At 70.3% G+C, this 16849-nt stretch carries 16 protein-coding genes and 1 tRNA gene; 9 read left to right on the forward strand and 8 right to left on the reverse strand.

Annotation, left to right across the window (positions count from 1 at the left end):
* Positions 1-28: 28 nt before the first annotated feature.
* The gene (locus ACFY1L_RS24305; RefSeq protein WP_388827925.1) at positions 29-1285 is read right to left on the reverse strand and encodes a low temperature requirement protein A; all 1257 of its coding nucleotides are present in this window, start codon (positions 1283-1285) and stop codon (positions 29-31) included.
* 161 nt (positions 1286-1446) lie between these two features.
* Here ACFY1L_RS24305 and ACFY1L_RS24310 point away from each other — a divergent pair, with 161 nt between their 5' ends.
* Positions 1447-1629, forward strand: a complete 183-nt coding sequence (locus ACFY1L_RS24310; protein WP_361260175.1) for a hypothetical protein — start codon at positions 1447-1449, stop codon at positions 1627-1629.
* A gap of 31 nt (positions 1630-1660) precedes the next feature.
* Here ACFY1L_RS24310 and mscL read toward each other — a convergent pair whose 3' ends face one another.
* The 6 genes from mscL to ACFY1L_RS24340 all read right to left on the reverse strand — a co-directional run bounded on the left by mscL (position 1661) and on the right by ACFY1L_RS24340 (position 7381).
* Positions 1661-2119 carry a large conductance mechanosensitive channel protein MscL gene (gene mscL, locus ACFY1L_RS24315; protein WP_388827928.1) on the reverse strand — a complete coding sequence of 153 codons (459 nt, stop codon included), beginning with the start codon at positions 2117-2119 and terminating at the stop codon, positions 1661-1663.
* 117 nt (positions 2120-2236) lie between these two features.
* Complete coding sequence (locus tag ACFY1L_RS24320; RefSeq protein ID WP_388827931.1) at positions 2237-2782, reverse strand: hypothetical protein; 546 nt, start codon at positions 2780-2782, stop codon at positions 2237-2239.
* A gap of 182 nt (positions 2783-2964) precedes the next feature.
* The gene (locus ACFY1L_RS24325; protein ID WP_388827934.1) at positions 2965-3798 is read right to left on the reverse strand and encodes an S-methyl-5'-thioadenosine phosphorylase; all 834 of its coding nucleotides are present in this window, start codon (positions 3796-3798) and stop codon (positions 2965-2967) included.
* 97 nt (positions 3799-3895) lie between these two features.
* Entirely contained in the window at positions 3896-4210 is a 315-nt protein-coding gene (locus tag ACFY1L_RS24330; protein ID WP_388827937.1) for an FmdB family zinc ribbon protein, read from the reverse strand.
* 67 nt (positions 4211-4277) lie between these two features.
* Complete coding sequence (locus tag ACFY1L_RS24335; RefSeq protein ID WP_388827940.1) at positions 4278-5546, reverse strand: MFS transporter; 1269 nt, start codon at positions 5544-5546, stop codon at positions 4278-4280.
* Between the two features lie 299 nt (positions 5547-5845).
* The gene (locus tag ACFY1L_RS24340; RefSeq protein WP_388828402.1) at positions 5846-7381 is read right to left on the reverse strand and encodes a potassium/proton antiporter; all 1536 of its coding nucleotides are present in this window, start codon (positions 7379-7381) and stop codon (positions 5846-5848) included.
* A gap of 229 nt (positions 7382-7610) precedes the next feature.
* Between ACFY1L_RS24340 and ACFY1L_RS24345 the strand changes: the two genes are divergently transcribed.
* Positions 7611-10367, forward strand: coding sequence for a penicillin acylase family protein (locus ACFY1L_RS24345; protein WP_388827943.1), 2757 nt, complete (start codon positions 7611-7613; stop codon positions 10365-10367).
* Positions 10368-10451: 84 nt separating this feature from the next.
* Here the strand turns inward: ACFY1L_RS24345 and ACFY1L_RS24350 are convergent, their stop codons facing one another.
* On the reverse strand, positions 10452-11033 hold the full coding sequence (locus ACFY1L_RS24350) for a 5-formyltetrahydrofolate cyclo-ligase (protein ID WP_388827946.1): 582 nt from the start codon (positions 11031-11033) through the stop codon (positions 10452-10454).
* Positions 11034-11166: 133 nt separating this feature from the next.
* On the opposite strand from ACFY1L_RS24350, the gene galU reads away from it, so the two are divergent.
* From galU to ACFY1L_RS24385, 7 genes are all read left to right on the forward strand, one after another.
* Positions 11167-12069: a UTP--glucose-1-phosphate uridylyltransferase GalU gene (gene galU / locus ACFY1L_RS24355; RefSeq protein ID WP_388827948.1), complete on the forward strand. Its 903-nt coding sequence runs from the start codon at positions 11167-11169 to the stop codon at positions 12067-12069.
* 5 nt (positions 12070-12074) lie between these two features.
* The gene (gene glp, locus ACFY1L_RS24360; RefSeq protein ID WP_388827951.1) at positions 12075-13397 is read left to right on the forward strand and encodes a gephyrin-like molybdotransferase Glp; all 1323 of its coding nucleotides are present in this window, start codon (positions 12075-12077) and stop codon (positions 13395-13397) included.
* Between the two features lie 129 nt (positions 13398-13526).
* Complete coding sequence (gene moaC, locus ACFY1L_RS24365; RefSeq protein WP_388827954.1) at positions 13527-14039, forward strand: cyclic pyranopterin monophosphate synthase MoaC; 513 nt, start codon at positions 13527-13529, stop codon at positions 14037-14039.
* A complete protein-coding gene (locus ACFY1L_RS24370) occupies positions 14036-14578 on the forward strand; it encodes a molybdenum cofactor biosynthesis protein B (protein WP_388827957.1) in 543 nt (180 codons plus the stop codon). The genes moaC and ACFY1L_RS24370 overlap by 4 nt, the downstream gene beginning before the upstream one ends.
* Positions 14579-14598: 20 nt before the next feature.
* Positions 14599-15231: a GNAT family protein gene (locus ACFY1L_RS24375; RefSeq protein ID WP_361260199.1), complete on the forward strand. Its 633-nt coding sequence runs from the start codon at positions 14599-14601 to the stop codon at positions 15229-15231.
* 172 nt (positions 15232-15403) lie between these two features.
* The gene (gene glpR, locus ACFY1L_RS24380; protein ID WP_388827961.1) at positions 15404-16630 is read left to right on the forward strand and encodes a gephyrin-like molybdotransferase receptor GlpR; all 1227 of its coding nucleotides are present in this window, start codon (positions 15404-15406) and stop codon (positions 16628-16630) included.
* Between the two features lie 111 nt (positions 16631-16741).
* Positions 16742-16815 (forward strand) — tRNA-Ala (locus ACFY1L_RS24385).
* The last annotated feature ends 34 nt before the right edge of the window (positions 16816-16849 follow it).

A 16849-nucleotide genomic window follows, 5' to 3' on the forward strand; every position in this document is an offset into this window, starting at 1 on the left:
CGCCCGGCCCGCCGCGCGAGCGCCTCGGTCAGGCGACCGGACTCGTCGCGCGCTCCCCGCTCGACCCGCTCGCCCCGCGCTCCCGGGCGACCATGCGCGCCGTCAGTGTCGTGCCCGTCGCCACCGCCAGCGCCGACACGATGCCCGCCGCGAACACCGCCCAGTCGCCGAGGAACGTGCAGACGATCACCAGCAACGCCGTGGTCGGCAGCACCAGTTGCTGAGCGATGCCCACCTTGTAGAAGCGGGAGTGCAGCACCCAGACCGTGAGCAGGAACAGTGCCGTAGGCAGGGTCACCGCGGCCGACGCGGCCAGCGTGGAGATGTGCGCCTTGCCGACCGCCTGCTCCACGGCCACCTCCAGCCCCGCCCCGATCGCGGCCGCCGAGGCGAAGATCAGGTAGTGGCCGTAACCCCACAGGAAGGCCTGCCGGTTGGAGCGCAGATGGCCGTGGATCGGCACCACGAAATAGATCCACCAGGCGGCGAAGATGATCAGCAGCCCACCCGCCGCGATCGGCAGCAGGTCGCCCAGGGCGTCGTTCTCGTCGACGCCCGACTTCACGGCGACGGTGGCCGCCGCGATGGTCTCGCCGAGCACGATGATCGTGAACAGCCCGTACCGCTCGGAGATGTGGTGCGGGTGCCAGGAGGTGGGATGGTCCTTCTCCGCGTACGGCGGTACGCACATCTCCAGGACCGCCATCACCAGGAAGACCCACGGCCGGGCGCCCTCCGGCAGCAGCACAAGCCCCAGCCAGCCGACCATGCACAGTGACACGCCTGCTGCGTACCGCAGCGCCATCGTTCTCTCGGCGCCCTCGGTCGACCGTGCCGCGCGCAGCCACTGCGCCGTCATGGCGACCCGCATGATCACGTAGCCCAGCCAGACGACCAGGAAGTCGTGCTCGTCGAACGCCTGCGAGATCCCGGCCGCCAGCACGAGCACCCCGGCGATCTGGACCAGCGTGACGACCCGGTAGAGCACGTCGTCGTTGTCGTACGCCGAGGCGAACCAGGTGAAGTTCATCCACGCCCACCAGATGGAGAAGAACACCATCCCGTAGTTGAGGATCCCCGTGCCGGCGTGCCCCTCGGCGACGGCGTGCACCAGCTGGACGCCCGCCTGGGCGATGGCCACGACGAAGCACAGGTCGAAGAAGAGCTCGAGCGGCGAGGCGACACGGTGCGCCTCGTCGCGGCCCCGGGCCGTGAGCCTGCGCAGCGGTCTTTGGCCCGCCGGTCTGCCGGAGGACGCGGGAGGCGGAGTCGAGCTGGTCGTCATGGATCCAAGAACAGCAGATAACCCGCGGGAATTCTTTTGCAGGCGACAACAGGTCTCTTGCAGACACCCACGCTCCGCTCTCGCGGCGCACCGCCTGCATGCGGTGCGAGTCACCGGCGCGACCCGCCTGCCCCGCACCCCCCTGGCCGTACCCTGGACGCATGACCTCCGCCCCCGCCCCCGAGCCGCGCGCCCCGAAGCCCGCGCTGATCTTCGACGACCCGCTGGACCAGCAGACCTCGGACGACACCGACCGCGGCTGGGGCGAGCGACCGGGCTCCGACGGCGACTCCGCGGCCGACCTGAAGCGCTTCCTCGACGAGAAGCCGCCCCACCACCTCTGAACCGCCGGCCCGACGCAGCGGACGGCGACCGCTACCGCTCGTCGTGCCCGGACCCGCGCTGCGCCACGAGGGCGTCGCGGATCTCCTTGAGCACCTCCAGCTCCGTCACCTCGATCACCTCGTGCGTGCTCTCCCGCGCCTTCCGGCGGGCCTCCTGGCGCGCCAGGTACTTCGACATGGGCAGCACCATCAGGAAGTAGACGACGGCTGCGGTGATCACGAAGGTGAGGGTGGCGCCGAGGACCGAGCCCCACAGGAGCTGAATCCCGTGGTCGCCCTTGCACGTCTCGCTCAGGCACGAGCTGTACTGGTCGAGGTTCTGGGTACCGATCGCCCCGACCAGCGGGTTGATGATCCCCTTCACCAGCGAGTTCACGATGTTGGTGAAGGCGGCGCCGATGACCACCGCCACCGCCAGATCGACGACGTTGCCGCGCATCAGGAAGGCCTTGAAGCCCTGCCAGATACTCGGTTCCTTCTTCTCGCTCACCTCGGGGCCTCTTCTCGCACGCACAGGTTGTGGAACAAACAGCTCCGCAACCTACGTCAACACGAGCCTGCTCTGTCCAATTGGGGAGCACGAACGGGGAACTTGACGGTACGAGGCTCAGCAAAGCGTCACCGCCAACCGTGCCGTCGCGCCCGCGCCGGCCAGCCGCGCCGCAGCCGTACGAGGCACCGAGAGCACCACCAGCGCCCCGCTGTCGGCCGCACTCTCCAATGGTTCCGGCACCTTCGTCACCCGCGCCCCGTGCGCGACCACGCGGGCATCGCCTCCCGTCGCCGTCTCCTGGGCGGCGATGACGTCCACCCGGTCACCGGGCCTCAGCAGCCGTACCGTGGCCCCGTCGGCGATCCGCACCGGCGCGGACACCAGCTCGACGGCACGGTGCTTTCGTACCGGATCCGCCACCGGATGCCCCCGCGCCCGGTCGGCGTCCCGGGGGCCCGCCGCCACCAGCGCGGCCGCGGTCACAGCGAGACCGACCGCCAGGGCCCGCCTCCGGTGCCGTACGAGCCGCTGCAGTTGAAAGCGCCCGCCGCGCACCCGCACCGGCGCGAAGTGCGGGACCTCGCACGGGGCGGGGGCATCGGTGCGGGGCGGGCGCGGAGAAGAAGGGGAGGGGAACAGCGGCGGAGCGGACAGGGACATGCGGATCACCACCTGCGACGAGGAGACGGGCTGTCGGCCCGCAAGCCCACGACGGGCTCGCAAGGCCACGATGAGGCTTTTCGCCGCAGCCCGCCGAGGCCGGTGGATGACGGACGGGTTGTGGACAACTCCCTCACCCGAACGGGAAGTTCCGCCCCCTCGGCATCCGTCCCGTCACCACGTCACGGCAGCTTGAACCCCGGATCCATCCCGCCCAGCGCCTTCGTGCACAGGCAGTCCCTGTCCTCGTTCGCCGGCAGCGCGGCCACCGCGTCGAACAGCACGCCCCGCAGCCGGTCCACGTTCGCCGCGAACACCTGCAGCACGTCGTCGTGCGAGACGCCCTCGCCGGTCTCGGCGCCCGCGTCGAGGTCGGTGACCAGGGTCAACGACGCGTAGCAGAGCTCCAGTTCACGGGCGAGCGCCGCCTCCGGGTGGCCGGTCATGCCGACCACCGACCAGCCCTGCGCCTGGTGCCACAACGATTCCGCACGGGTCGAGAAGCGGGGCCCCTCGACCACGACCAGCGTGCCGCCGTCCACCGGCTCCCAGTCCCGGCCGCGCGCGGCCTTCAGCGCGGCCGCCCGCCCGACGGGGCAGTAGGGGTCGGCCAGGGACACATGCACCACGTTGGGGATGTTCCCGCCGGGCAGCGGCAGCCCGTCGAAGTACGTCCCCACCCGGGACTTCGTACGGTCGACGAGCTGGTCCGGCACGAGCAGCGTGCCCGGCCCGTACTCGGGACGCAGACCGCCCACCGCGCACGGGCCGAGCACCTGGCGTACGCCGACCGACCGCAGCGCCCACAGATTGGCCCGGTAGTTGATCCGGTGCGGCGGCAGATGGTGGCCGCGTCCGTGGCGGGGCAGGAAGGCGACCCGCCGTCCCGCGATCTCGCCGAAGAACAGGGAGTCGCTGGGCGGGCCGTACGGGGTGTCCACCTGGACCTCGGTCACGTCCTGGAGGAACGAGTAGAAGCCCGAGCCGCCGATTACACCGATCTCTGCGTTCGCCATGGCCGCACAGTATCCGGCCCCGGCAGCGCGCCGAGAGGGGCTCCGGAAACACCGAAGACCCTGCCGTCGTACGACGACAGGGTCCCGTGAGCGAGTCCTACGCGGCGGAGCTGCTGCTGGAGGAGGTGCCGGTGCTCGACGACTTCGAGTCCGAGGACTTCGAAGACGACGAGGAGTCCGACGAGGTGGACGTCGACGACTTCGACGACGACGCCGGCGAGCTGCTCGAAGAGGAGCCGCGGCTGTCGTTGCGGTAGAAGCCGGAGCCCTTGAAGACAATGCCGACCGCGGAGAACACCTTCTTCAGGCGGCCACCGCAGTTGGGGCACTCGGTCAGGGCGTCGTCGGTGAACTTCTGCACCGCCTCGAGGCCCTCGCCGCACTCGGTGCACTGGTACTGGTAGGTGGGCACTGTCTTCCTCCTGGCACTCTCACTCAATGAGTGCTAACGATGGTCCATAGTGACGTATTCCCGAGGATCAGTCCACCGTCACCGGCACTCGGTGACCGACGCCACGTGCGACGGTCCTGCTGCGCGGCCGTGCCACCAGGCGTGAACGGAGTGCCACCAGGGTCACCGCGGCGAGCACCGTGCCGCCCATCGGCACCAGGAATCCGGCGCCGCCCCAGAAGCGGTCCTCGAGCTGTCCGGCGATGGTGACGGCGGCCGCCTGGCCCAGCGCCACCGCGCCGGTCAGCCAGGTGAAGGCCTCGGTGCGGGCGCCGGCCGGGACCAGGCTCTCGACCAGCGTGTAGCCGGTGATCAGTGCGGGCGCGATGCACATGCCGACGAGGAGGCCGAGACCGGCCAGGACGAGCACCGAGTGCGCGGCCCACAGTCCGGAGGCCACCAGTGCGAGCGCGCCGTAGCCCACGACCAGGCGCCGCTGCGGTGCCGTCTTCCATGCGACGGCGCCGAAGACGATCCCGGAGAGCATGTTGCCCGCGGCGAAGACGCCGTAGAGGACACCGTTCAGGCCGGGCTCGCCGATCGACTCGGTGAACGCGGCCAGCGACACCTGCATGCCGCCGAAGACGGAGCCGATGCCGAGGAAGGCCACGATCAGCACGCGCACACCGGGGACGTGAAGAGCGGAAGCGCGCTCCACGCGTGCGTGCCCGGCGACGGCGACGGCGATCGCGGGCTGCGTGCTCTTCTGCGCCGCGAACAGCAGTCCGCCGAGCAGGGTGAGCGCGGCCTCCGTGAGCAGGCCCGCGGCCGGGGCGACCGTCGTGCACAGGGCGGTGGCCAGCAGCGGGCCGAAGACGAAGGTCAGCTCGTCGGTGACGGACTCGAAGGCGGCAGCGGTGGTCATCAGGGGCGAGCCCTGGAGCTTCACGCCCCAGCGGGCGCGCACCATGGGCCCTACCTGCGGCACCGAGGCGCCGGTCGGCACGGCCGCCGCGAACAGTGCCCACAGGGGTGCGTGGGCCAACGCGAGCGAAGTCAGGGTCAGGCCCGACAGGGTGTGCAACAGCACGCCGGGGATCAGGACCGCGCGCTGCCCGTAGCGGTCGGCGAGACGGCCGCTGTAGGGCGCGAACAGCGCCATGGAGACGCCGGTGACGGCCGCCGCGGCGCCCGCCGCGCCGTATGAGCCGGTGGTGTGCTGCACCAGCAGCACGATGGAGATGGTGAGCATCGCGAACGGCTGGCGTGCCGCGAAGCCGGGGAGTAGGAACGTCCAGGCGCCGCGCGTGCGCAGCAGCTGTCCGTAACCCGGGCGGGAGGTGACCGTGGATGCCACGGCCCGTGCCTTTCTGCCGCCTGGTAGCGCGCCCGTGCGGGGGCGCCGAGAGCTGTCCTCTTGCGCGGAACTGCGGTAGATACCGGGGCCCACTGCGAAGGACGTTCCGGCCGCCATGCGGTCGCGCCAGCTCTGCGTCAGGCAGAGTTGGTTCGATCTAGGTGCGCCTTCATCGTACAGGGATCAACACCCGATGCGCCTGTGAAAACGAGCACCATGAGGTGCGTTCACCTGTGATTGCTAAAGGTGTGAAGCGTACGAAACCTGCTGTTAACGCCCACTGCCGAGCGCCGCACCCCTCAGAGCCCCGCGCCCGCCCCGTTCGTCCCGAGCCACCCGGCCAGCTTGCCTCCGTGGCCCACCGCGCGCAGCCGCTTCTCCGCGGCGTCCCGCACCGGATCCGTGGCGACGACGAGCAGTTCGTCGCTGTGTCGCAGCACCGTGGTGGGCAGCGGAACAAACGATTTTCCGTCGCGCACGACCAGGGTGACGGCGGCGCCGGCCGGCAGCCGCAGCTCGTTGACCTCGACGCCGTGCATCTTCGAGCCCTCGGGGATCGCGACGGACAGCAGGTGTCCGCGCAGCCGCTCCAGCGGGGCGGACTCGATGCCGAGGTCGGCGGCCTCGGCGTCCTCGCCCAGGCGCAGCATGCGGGCGAGCCACGGCAGCGTCGGTCCCTGGATCAGGGTGTAGACGACGACCAGGACGAAGACGATGTTGAAGATGCGGCGGCTGGCGTCGACGCCCTCCACCATCGGGATGGTCGCCAGGATGATGGGGACCGCGCCGCGCAGCCCGGCCCAGGACATCAGGGTCTGCTCCTGCCACGGGACCCGGAACGGCACCAGGCACAGCACCACGCTCAGCGGGCGCGCCACCATGGTGAGCGCCAGGCCGATGACGAGCGCGGGCCACACGTCGTCGCCGAGCTCGTGCGGGGTGACCAGCAGGCCGAGCAGGACGAACATGCCGATCTGGGCGATCCAGCCGAGCCCGTCGGCGAACCCGCGCGTGGCGGGCCAGTGCGGGAGCTTGGCGTTGCCCATCACCATCGAGGCGAGGTAGACGCCCAGGAAGCCACTGCCGTGCGCCAGCGCGCCCCCCGCGTACGCCGTGAGGGCGATGGCCATGACGGCGATCGGATAGAGGCCGGAGGCGGGCAGCGCCACGTGCCTGAGGCCCCAGGAGCCGAGCCAGCCCACCGCGAGACCGATGGCCGCGCCGATGGCGAGCTCCAGGGCTATCTCGCCCAGCAGCGCATACCAGTGCTCGACGGGACCGGCCGTGGAGAAGGCGACCACCAGGATGACCACGGGGGCGTCGTTGAAGCCGGACTCGGCCTCCAAAGTGCCCGTCACGCGCGCGGGGAGGGGGATTTTCCGCAGTACCGAGAAGACCGCCGCCGCGTCCGTCGAGGAGACGACCGCCCCGACGATCAGCGCCTGCCGCCACTCCAGCCCGATCAGAAAGTGCGCGGCCGACGCCGTGACCCCGACGCTCACCGCGACGCCGACCGTCGCCAGCGCGGAGGCGGCCGGCAGGGCCGGCCTGATCTCCTTCCACTTCGTGCCGAGGCCACCTTCGGCCAGGATCACGACCAGGGCCGCGTATCCGATGACCTGGGTCATCTCGGCGTTGTTGAAGTGGATGTTGCCGATCCCGTCCTGGCCCATGAGGACCCCGATCCCCAGGTACACGAGCAGGCTGGGGAGCCCGCTGCGCGAGGAGATCCGGACCGCTGCCACGGCGACGAGCAGGACGATCGAGCAGACGAGCAGAAGCTGGTTGAGATGGTGGACAGTCAGCGGCCGTTCCCTTCCCTGGCTCACACGCATCCCGCGCGGGAGCTCACGTACATAGGACACGAAGTCATGGAACTCCGCACCCAAGTACTTCGTTACCTTACCTAACTCTTGACGATTTCTTGACGCTTCGGGAGGCAAGATCGAACGCCCGTCCGCGCTGGTTCCCGACTCCGCGTCAAGGCCCTCCAGGCCCTGCGCCTATGGTTGCTCCAGCACTCCAGGACCGCCTGCCGCTCGCGTTAGGACAGCAAGGACAGCGATGCCCCCCAACACCACCGCCACAACGGGTGACAAGCCCGGCAAGTCCGGCAGGAAGAAGGGGCGCAAAGCCCGATTGGTCGTGCTGGTACTGGTCCTGGCCATCATCGGCGGCATCGCCTACGGGGCGTACTGGTCCATCAGCACCGTCCGTGCCTCGTTCCCGCAGACGAAGGGCTCGATCACCCTCGACGGCCTGTCAGGACCCGTCGACGTCAAGCGCGACGGCTACGGCATCCCGCAGATCTACGCCTCCTCCGACGAGGACCTGTTCATGGCGCAGGGCTACGTCCAGGCACAGGACCGGTTCTACGAGATGGACGTGCGCCGGCACATGACCTCCGGGCGCCTGTCGGAGATGTTCGGCAAGGGCCAGGTCAAGAACGACGAGTTCCTGCGCACCCTGGGCTGGGACCGCGTCGCCGAGAAGGAGTACGACACCAAGTTGTCGGCCTCCACCAAGAAGTACCTCCAGGCGTACGCCAAGGGAGTCAACGCCTACCTGCAGGGCAAGGGCGGCAAGGACATCTCCCTGGAGTACGCCGCCCTGGGCTTCGTCAACGACTACAAGCCCGCGAAGTGGACCCCGGTCGACTCGGTCTCGTGGCTGAAGGCGATGGCCTGGGACCTGCGCGGCAACATGCAGGACGAGATCGACCGTGCCCTGATGACCAGCCGTCTCGGGCCAAAGCAGATCGCCGACCTGTACCCGGACTACCCGTACAGCCGCAACAAGACGATCGTCCAGGAGGGCCAGTACAACGAGCTCACCAAGACGTTCGAGCAGAACGGCAATACGTCCACCGGCGGCACGTCCACAAGCTCCTCCACGGGCACGTCGACGTCGTCGGCGAGCTCGGCCCTGCAGAGCCAGCTGTCGGGCCTCTACAAGGTCCTGGACAACGTCCCGACGGCCGTCGGCGTGAACGGCCAGGGCATCGGGTCCAACTCCTGGGTGGTCGCGGGAAGCCACACCATCACCGGCCACCCGCTGCTGGCCAACGACCCGCACCTGTCGGCCTCGCTGCCGTCCGTCTGGTACCAGATGGGCCTGCACTGCCGCACCGTCTCCAGCAAGTGCCAGTACGACGTCACCGGTTACACCTTCGCGGGCATGCCCGGCGTGGTCATCGGCCACAACCAGAACATCGCCTGGGGCATGACCAACTCCGGCGTCGACGTCACCGACCTCTACCTGGAGAAGCTCAGCGGCGACGGCTACCTGTACGACGGCACGGTGAAGCCCTTCAAGACCCGCGAGGAGACCATCAAGGTCGCCGGCGGCGCGTCCAAGAAGATCGTCGTCCGCCAGACCGCCGACGGGATGCCCCTGCTGTCCGACCGCGACGACGAGCTGGTGAAGGTCGGCAAGAAGGCCACCGTCGACACCGCCGCCCCCGACCGCGGCGACGGCTACGGCATCGCGCTGCGCTGGACCGCACTCGACCCCGGCACCTCCATGGACGCCGTCTTCGCCATGGACCGGGCCTCGAACTGGAGCGACTTCCGCTCCGCGGCCACCCTGTTCGACGTCCCCTCGCAGAACCTGGTCTACGCCGACAAGACCAACATCGGCTACACGCTGCCCGGGAAGATCCCCACGCGCGCGAAGAAGGACAACGGCTCGATCCCCGCGCCGGGCTGGGACTCCAGCTACAAGTGGACCGGATACATCCCCAAGGGCGCACTGCCCTACGAGTACAACCCGGAGCGCGGCTACATCGTCACCGCCAACCAGGCCGTGGTCGACAAGGACTACCCCTACACGCTCACCACGGACTGGGCTTACGGCACCCGCAGCCAGCGCATCACCGACCTGATCGAGTCGAAGATCAAGGGCGGCGGCAAGGTCTCCACGGACGACATGCGCCAGATGCAGCTGGACAACAGCAGCGAGATCGCCAAGCTGCTCGTGCCCAAGCTGCTGAAGATCGACATCAAGGACGAGGACGTCCGCGAGGCGCAGGAGCTCCTGGAGGGCTGGGACTACACCCAGGACGCCGACTCGGCCGCGGCCGCCTACTTCAACGCGGTCTGGCGCAACATCCTCAAGCTCGCCTTCGGCAACAAGCTGCCCAAGGAGCTGCGCGTCAAGGGCCAGTGCCTGTGGGTCGACCCCGTCACCACCACCGGGCCCGCGGACGCGACCAACAAGGTCCGCGAGTGCGGTGAGCGCGACGCCGACCAGGCGCAGCCGGACGGCGGCGACCGCTGGTTCGAGGTCGTGCGCAACCTCATGGACGACCCGAAGAGCGACTGGTGGACCACGCCCAAGTCGCTCACCCGGCCGGGCGCGAGCGACAACCGCGACGACCTGTTCCTGCGCGCCATGATCGACGCCCGTTGGGAGCTGACGGCCAAGCTCGGCAAGGACATCGACACCTGGAGCTGGGGCCGGCTGCACCGCCTGTTCCTGAAGAACCAGACCCTCGGCACCGACGGCCCGGCCATCGTGAAGTACGTCCTCAACCGCGGCCCCTGGAAGCTCAGCGGCGGCGAGGCGACGGTCAACGCCACGGGCTGGAACGCCGCCGGCGGCTACGGCGTCGTATGGGTGCCGTCGATGCGGATGGTGGTCAACCTCGACGATCTCGACAAGTCGAAGTGGATCAACCTCACCGGAGCCTCCGGGCACGCCTACAGCGCCCACTACACCGACCAGACGGGCAAGTGGGCCAAGGGCGAACTGCTCGACTGGAGCTTCTCGGACAAGGCCGTCGACAAGAACACGAGCGACACGCTGGTGCTCAAGCCCTGAGCCGCTGAGGCGAGTTGACGAAAGTGCCCTCCACGCACGCGTGGAGGGCACTTTTCCATGCGAGCGACCTCAGGGAGAGGGGCCTCAGGCTCCCTCGAAGCGGCGCACGCCCGACGGCGTCACCACCGCGTGCACCGGCCGGTCGTGCGTCTCCTCCGGGACGCGCTCGACGACCTCCGAGTCGTACAGCAGCACCACCAGCGCGGGATGTACTTCCGCACGCTCCAGACGCGCCAGGACGCGGTCGTACGACCCTCCGCCCCGCCCCAGCCGCATCCCGCGCGCGTCGACCGCCAGCCCGGGCAGCAGCACGACGTCGGCCCCGGTCACGGCGTCCGGGCCGAGGCGCTCGCCGGACGGCTCGAACAGCGCCATTTTTCCGCCGTGTTGGACGCGCGCGAGGGAGCCCTCACCGGCGTAGGCGCCCCAGTCCAGGTCGTTGTCGGGCAGCAGAGCCGGGAGCAGTACCCGCACGCCCCGCGCACGCAGCGCGTCCAGCAGCGCGAGCGTCCCGGGCTCGCTCCCCACGGAGACGTACGCCGCCACCGTGCGCGCATGCGCCAGTTCGGGCAGCTCCAGCGCGCGCCCGGCCAGCGCGGAGGCGGCTTCCCGCACGTCATCCGCCGTCAATCTGTTTCTCACCGCGAGGAACTCTCGCCGCAACATTCGCTTGTCAGGCTCGGCCTCACGTCCGATGTGACTCACTGGTCGCACCCGTACCCTTCCTAATGTGCTCATATGAGAGCCAATTAACCGGAGCCACAGATTCCTTGCAAAGGCACCGGATAAGGTTGCGGCCATGACTCAGTCTCACCCCAGGATCAGCAAGGCTGTCATTCCCGCAGCCGGCCTCGGCACCCGGTTCCTGCCGGCCACCAAAGCCACTCCCAAGGAGATGCTGCCGGTCGTCGACAAGCCGGCGATCCAGTACGTGGTCGAGGAGGCCGTGTCCGCGGGTCTCGACGACGTCCTCATGATCACGGGTCGCAACAAGCGCCCTCTCGAGGACCACTTCGACCGCAACTACGAGCTTGAGTCGGCCCTGCAGAAGAAGGGCGACGCCGGCCGCCTCGCCAAGGTCCAGGAGTCCAGCGACCTCGCCACCATGCACTACGTGCGCCAGGGCGACCCCAGGGGCCTCGGCCACGCGGTGCTGTGCGCGGCCCCGCACGTGGGCAACGAGCCCTTCGCCGTCCTGCTCGGCGACGACCTGATCGACCCGCGCGACCCGCTGCTCGCGCGCATGGTCGAGGTCCAGGAGCAGCGCGGCGGCAGCGTCATCGCGCTCATGGAGGTCGCGCCGGAGCAGATCCACCTCTACGGCTGCGCGGCGGTCGACCCCACCGAGGACAGCGACGTCGTCAAGGTGCACGACCTGGTCGAGAAGCCGGCCGCGGCGGACGCCCCGTCGAACTACGCGATCATCGGCCGCTACGTCCTCGACCCGCACATCTTCGAGATACTGCGCAAGACCGAGCCGGGCCGCGGCAACGAGATCCAGCTGACCGACGCCCTCCAGCAGCTCTCGCAGGACGAGAAGGTCGGCGGCCCGGTGCACGGCGTCGTCTTCAAGGGCCGCCGCTATGACACCGGCGACCGCGGCGACTATCTGCGTGCCATTGTCAGACTCGCGTGCGAACGTGAAGACCTGGGCCCGGACTTCCGGACCTGGCTTCGCAGTTACGTAGCCGAGGAGATGTAGCAACGTTGAGCAGCGCCGCGCCCCGCACCACCGGCCAGGACCACCTCTGGTCGGTGGACGAACACCTGGAGGACATCCTCACGACCGTCCGCCCCCTGGAACCCATCGAGCTGCAGCTCCTCGACGCACAGGGCTGTGTCCTGGTCGAGGACGTCACGGTGCCGGTGTCGCTGCCGCCCTTCGACAACAGCTCCATGGACGGGTACGCGGTACGGGTCGCGGATGTCGCGGGCGCGAGCGAGGAGTTCCCCGCCGTCCTGGACGTCGTCGGGGACGTCGCGGCGGGCCAGGCCGACCTGCTCCACGTGGGCCCCGGCCAGGCCGCCCGCATCATGACCGGCGCCCCGCTGCCGCCCGGCGCCGAGACCGTCGTCCCCGTCGAGTGGACCGACGGAGGCCTCGGCGAGGGCCCGGCGACCGGGATGCGCGCCCGGGCCCTGGCCCCCGAGGGCGCCGAGGGGCACGTGCACGTGTACCGCCCGGCGGAGGCACGCGCGCACGTACGCGCGAAGGGCAGCGACGTGAAGGCCGGGGACCGCGCCCTCGAGGCCGGCACGGTCCTCGGACCGCCGCAGATCGCCCTGCTCGCCGCGATCGGCCGCGGCACGGTACGGGTACGCCCGCGCCCGCGCGTGGTCGTCATGTCCACCGGCAGCGAACTCGTCCAGCCCGACGAGGAACTGCGCAGCGGCCAGATCTACGACTCCAACAGCTTCGCCCTCACCGCCGCCGCCCGCGACGCAGGCGCCATCGCCTACCGCGTGGGCGCCGTCGCCGACGACGCCGAGACCCTCCGCAACACCATCGAGGACCAGCTCGTCCGCGCCGACCTCATGGTCACCACCGGCGGTGTGAGCGTCGGGGCGTACGACGTCGTCAAGGAGGCCCTCTCGCACGTCGGCGACGAGGACGAGGCGGGCAGCGGCATCGATTTCCGCAAGCTCGCCATGCAGCCCGGCAAGCCCCAGGGCTTCGGCTCCATCGGCCCCGACCACACCCCGCTGCTCGCGCTCCCGGGCAACCCGGTGTCGTCGTACGTCTCCTTCGAGCTGTTCGTCCGCCCCGCGATCCGCACCCTCATGGGACTCGACGACGTCCACCGGCCGCGCACGCGCGCGACCCTCACCGCGAGCAAGGCGCTGACCTCGCCGAAGGGCCGCAGACAGTTCCTGCGGGGGTCGTACGCCGACGGTTCGGTGACCCCGGTCGGGGGCGCCGGATCGCACCTGGTCGCGGCCCTCGCACAGGCCGACGCGCTGATCGTCGTGCCCGAGGACGTGGAGTCCGTCGAGCCCGGCACCGAGGTCGAGGTCGTCCTGCTCGGCTGAGTCACGCGCCCGTGCCGGTCCATGGGGCAGTCCTGGTCCGCTGTTTGCGCCGACTTGGCGGTACCGTGTCGCGCACAACAGGCCCACGCGCCGCACCGCGACGGGCCCGGACCGGGAGCGCCACACAGCATGACTGTTCCTTCCCGGGGGAAGACCCCCGGACCCCCTGCGCAGGACCGACTGACGCACATCGACGAAGCGGGCGCGGCCCGCATGGTCGACGTCTCCGAGAAGGACGTGACCGCGCGCACCGCCCGCGCCAGCGGCCGCGTTCTCGTCTCGCCGCGCGTGGTCGAGCTGCTGCGCGGCGAGGGGGTCCCGAAGGGCGACGCCCTCGCCACCGCGCGCATCGCGGGCATCATGGGCGCCAAGCGCACCCCGGACCTCATCCCGCTCTGTCACCCGTTGTCGGTGTCCGGTGTGAAACTGGATCTGGCGGTCGCGGACGACGCGGTGGAGATCCTCGCCACCGTGAAGACCACGGACCGCACGGGCGTCGAGATGGAGGCCCTCACCGCGGTCTCCGTCGCCGCGCTCACCGTGATCGACATGGTCAAGGCGGTCGACAAGGGAGCGGTCATCACGGACGTACGCGTGGAGGAGAAGACGGGCGGCAAGTCGGGCGACTGGAGTCGGGCATGACACTCGACGCGTCCATCGGCGGTGCGCTGCTCGCGCCGTACAGCGCGCTGGTCGTGACCGCCTCCAACCGCGCCGCCGCCGGGGTCTACGAGGACAAGGGCGGCCCCTTGATCGCCGCCGGCCTCGAAGGCTTCGGGTTCGCCGTCGACGGGCCGCAGGTCGTACCCGACGGCGACCCCGTGGAGGCCGTACTGCGGGCGGGTGCCGAGGCGGGCTTCGACGTCATCGTCACGACCGGCGGCACCGGCATCTCGCCCACCGACCGTACGCCCGAGGCCACGCGCAAGGTGATCGACTACGAAGTGCCGGGCATTGCGGAGGCCATCAGGGCGTTCGGACGGGAGAAGGTGCCGACCGCCGCGCTCTCCCGGGGCCTGGCCGGAGTGGCGGGGGGCACGCTGATCGTCAACCTGCCGGGTTCCACGGGCGGGGTGAAGGACGGACTGGCCGTCCTGGAACCCCTCCTGGTCCACGCCGTCGACCAGATCCGCGGCGGCGACCACCCCAGACCCGGCGCCACCAGTGGGGGTGCGAGCTGAACAGCCCATCCTGGCCCGTCGTGCTGGCGGACGGCGATGTCGTCCTCCGGCCGATAAAGCTGCGCGACCAGCGGGCCTGGCGCGAGGTCAACCGGCGCAACCGGGACTGGCTGCGCCCCTGGGAGGCGACCATTCCGCCGCCCACGCCCAGCGGGCCGATCGCGCACCGGCCGACCTACCGCCAGATGGTCCGGCATCTTCGGTCCGAGGCGAACTCGGGCCGGATGCTGCCCTTCGTCATCGAGTACCAGGGGCGTCTGGTCGGGCAGTTGACGGTCGCCGGGATCACCTGGGGCTCCATGTGTTCGGGGCACATCGGCTACTGGGTGGACGAGTCGGTGGCCGGCCGCGGCGTGATGCCGACATCCGTGGCGCTCGTCGTGGACCACTGTTTCCGCACCGTCGGTCTGCACCGCATCGAGGTCTGCATTCGTCCCGAGAACGGGCCCAGCCGCCGGGTCGTGGAGAAACTCGGATTCCGCGAGGAGGGCCTTCGGCCGCGTTATCTCCACATCGACGGCGCCTGGCGCGACCACCTCGTCTTCGCACTCACCGCGGAAGAGGTTCCCGACGGGTTGCTGAGCCGCTGGCAGCGGGCACGCTCCCAGAAGACGCCGCACACACCCGGGAATCCCGGAAGCCTGGGGAATTGAATAAGTGTTCGAAATTGATCGGCTCATGACCGGCTCGGGGCTTTAAATTCCCGCCCAGGGCGGCCTGCTGATCGCATCGGTCACAAAAAAAGTTCGAAATATCAGCCAGATCGTGCGACACACCGGCTCAATTGGCAGATGGCCTCACGCAAACCCCTCTACCGTGTGAGGCGTGAGCAGCAGCGGCCTCATCTACGCAGTCATTGTCGGGGCCTGGGCCGCCTACTTGGTGCCGATGTGGCTCCGTAGGCAGGACGAGCTGAACGAGGCCCGTCCGACGGAACGCTTCAGCACCGCCATCCGGCTGCTGTCCGGACGGGCGGGTATGGAGCGCCGGTACGCCAAGGACCTGCGGGCGCGCTCCACCGAAGAGGGGGAGTCCAGCGCCGATGTGCCGGACGCCGTCACCGACTCGGTGGACGTCCGGGCCTTCGCCATGCCTCCGGCCCGCCCGCAGGCGCGCGCCGAGGTCCAGGCGCAGGCAACCAGGCGGGCGCAACCGGAGCGAGAGCAGAAGCGGGAACAGAAGCGGGAACAGAAGCGCGAACAGCCGGAGGCGCCGGCGCCCGCGTCGGGCTCCGCTCCGGCGCGCAAGCGGGTGCCGGCCGCCCGGCGCTCGCCCGCGGAGGAAGCGGCCGCGGCTCGCGCCCGGCGTACGAAGGTGCTCGCGCGCCGTCGGCGTACGACCGTGATGCTCTTCGTCGCCTTCACGCTCGGCGCGATCGTCGCCGCTGTCGGCGGGCTCGCGTTCCTGTGGGCACCCGGCGTGCCCGCCGTGCTGCTCAGCGGCTACATCGCCTATCTGCGCTCCCAGGAACGCCGCCGCTTCGCCGTCCAGATGGACCGGCGCCGCGCCGAGGCCGCCGCGCAACGGCTGCAGGAGCGCGCCCGCCAGCCGCGCCGGCGCACGGCCACCGACGAGGTGGGCGCCGACGAAGCGGACGAGGGACCAGAGCGCCAGGCCGACCCCGGCCTGTCCGCGCTCGCCGCCGACCGGCGCGCCCTGGTCGAGCAGACCGACCACGCCGAGTGGGTCGACCAGCAGCGCGAGCGGCAGCGGCGGCCCGGGCACGGCGACAGCTGGGACCCGGTGCCGGTGCCGTTGCCGACGTACGTGACCGCGCCGGTCGCTCCGCGGGCCACCTCGGACGTCGACCTCGGGGCGCCGGACGCATGGAGCTCGGCGCGCTCGAGCTCCGTCGCCCGAGACCAGGAGGCGCAGGCCGGCTCCGGCGCCGAGTCGGGCGAGGCCGACCCCGCCGAGGACAGGGCGGCGGACGACGACGGGCGCAGTGACGCCCGCCGGGCGGCTTCCGCACGGCGGGCGCGGGAGCGGGGGCGGACGCCGCTGTTCGACCAGTACGACGACGGCGGACGGCCACGGGCCGCCAACGAGTAGGGCGCCGCCCCGGCCGCGCCCACCCGTCCCACCTGTGCGGCTGCCCTCGGCCGGGGCCGGAACGGATTTCCAAGCACGCGGATCGGGGTGCTAGAGTTTCACTCGTTGCAAGGGCCTGTGGCGCAGTCCGGTAGCGCACCTCGTTCGCATCGAGGGGGCCAGGGGTTCAAATCCCCTCAGGTCCACCGCAACAACTGGTCAGGGAAACCTGGGGCAGTT

The sequence above is a fragment of the Streptomyces sp. NPDC001663 genome (genome assembly GCF_042893105.1).
Classification (GTDB): Bacteria; Actinomycetota; Actinomycetes; order Streptomycetales; family Streptomycetaceae; genus Streptomyces.

Excerpts from the sequence above, each read along its gene's own strand:
- ACFY1L_RS24370 (WP_388827957.1), top strand. The coding sequence starts at position 14,036 with ATGACACTCGACGCGTCCATCGGCGGTGCGCTGCTCGCGCCGTACAGC.
- ACFY1L_RS24325 (WP_388827934.1), bottom strand. The coding sequence starts at position 3,798 with ATGGCGAACGCAGAGATCGGTGTAATCGGCGGCTCGGGCTTCTACTCG.
- moaC (WP_388827954.1), top strand. The coding sequence starts at position 13,527 with ATGACTGTTCCTTCCCGGGGGAAGACCCCCGGACCCCCTGCGCAGGAC.
- galU (WP_388827948.1), top strand. The coding sequence starts at position 11,167 with ATGACTCAGTCTCACCCCAGGATCAGCAAGGCTGTCATTCCCGCAGCC.
- ACFY1L_RS24350 (WP_388827946.1), bottom strand. The coding sequence starts at position 11,033 with ATGTTGCGGCGAGAGTTCCTCGCGGTGAGAAACAGATTGACGGCGGAT.
- ACFY1L_RS24345 (WP_388827943.1), top strand. The coding sequence starts at position 7,611 with ATGCCCCCCAACACCACCGCCACAACGGGTGACAAGCCCGGCAAGTCC.
- ACFY1L_RS24305 (WP_388827925.1), bottom strand. The coding sequence starts at position 1,285 with ATGACGACCAGCTCGACTCCGCCTCCCGCGTCCTCCGGCAGACCGGCG.
- ACFY1L_RS24340 (WP_388828402.1), bottom strand. The coding sequence starts at position 7,381 with ATGCGTGTGAGCCAGGGAAGGGAACGGCCGCTGACTGTCCACCATCTC.
- ACFY1L_RS24320 (WP_388827931.1), bottom strand. The coding sequence starts at position 2,782 with ATGTCCCTGTCCGCTCCGCCGCTGTTCCCCTCCCCTTCTTCTCCGCGC.
- ACFY1L_RS24310 (WP_361260175.1), top strand. The coding sequence starts at position 1,447 with ATGACCTCCGCCCCCGCCCCCGAGCCGCGCGCCCCGAAGCCCGCGCTG.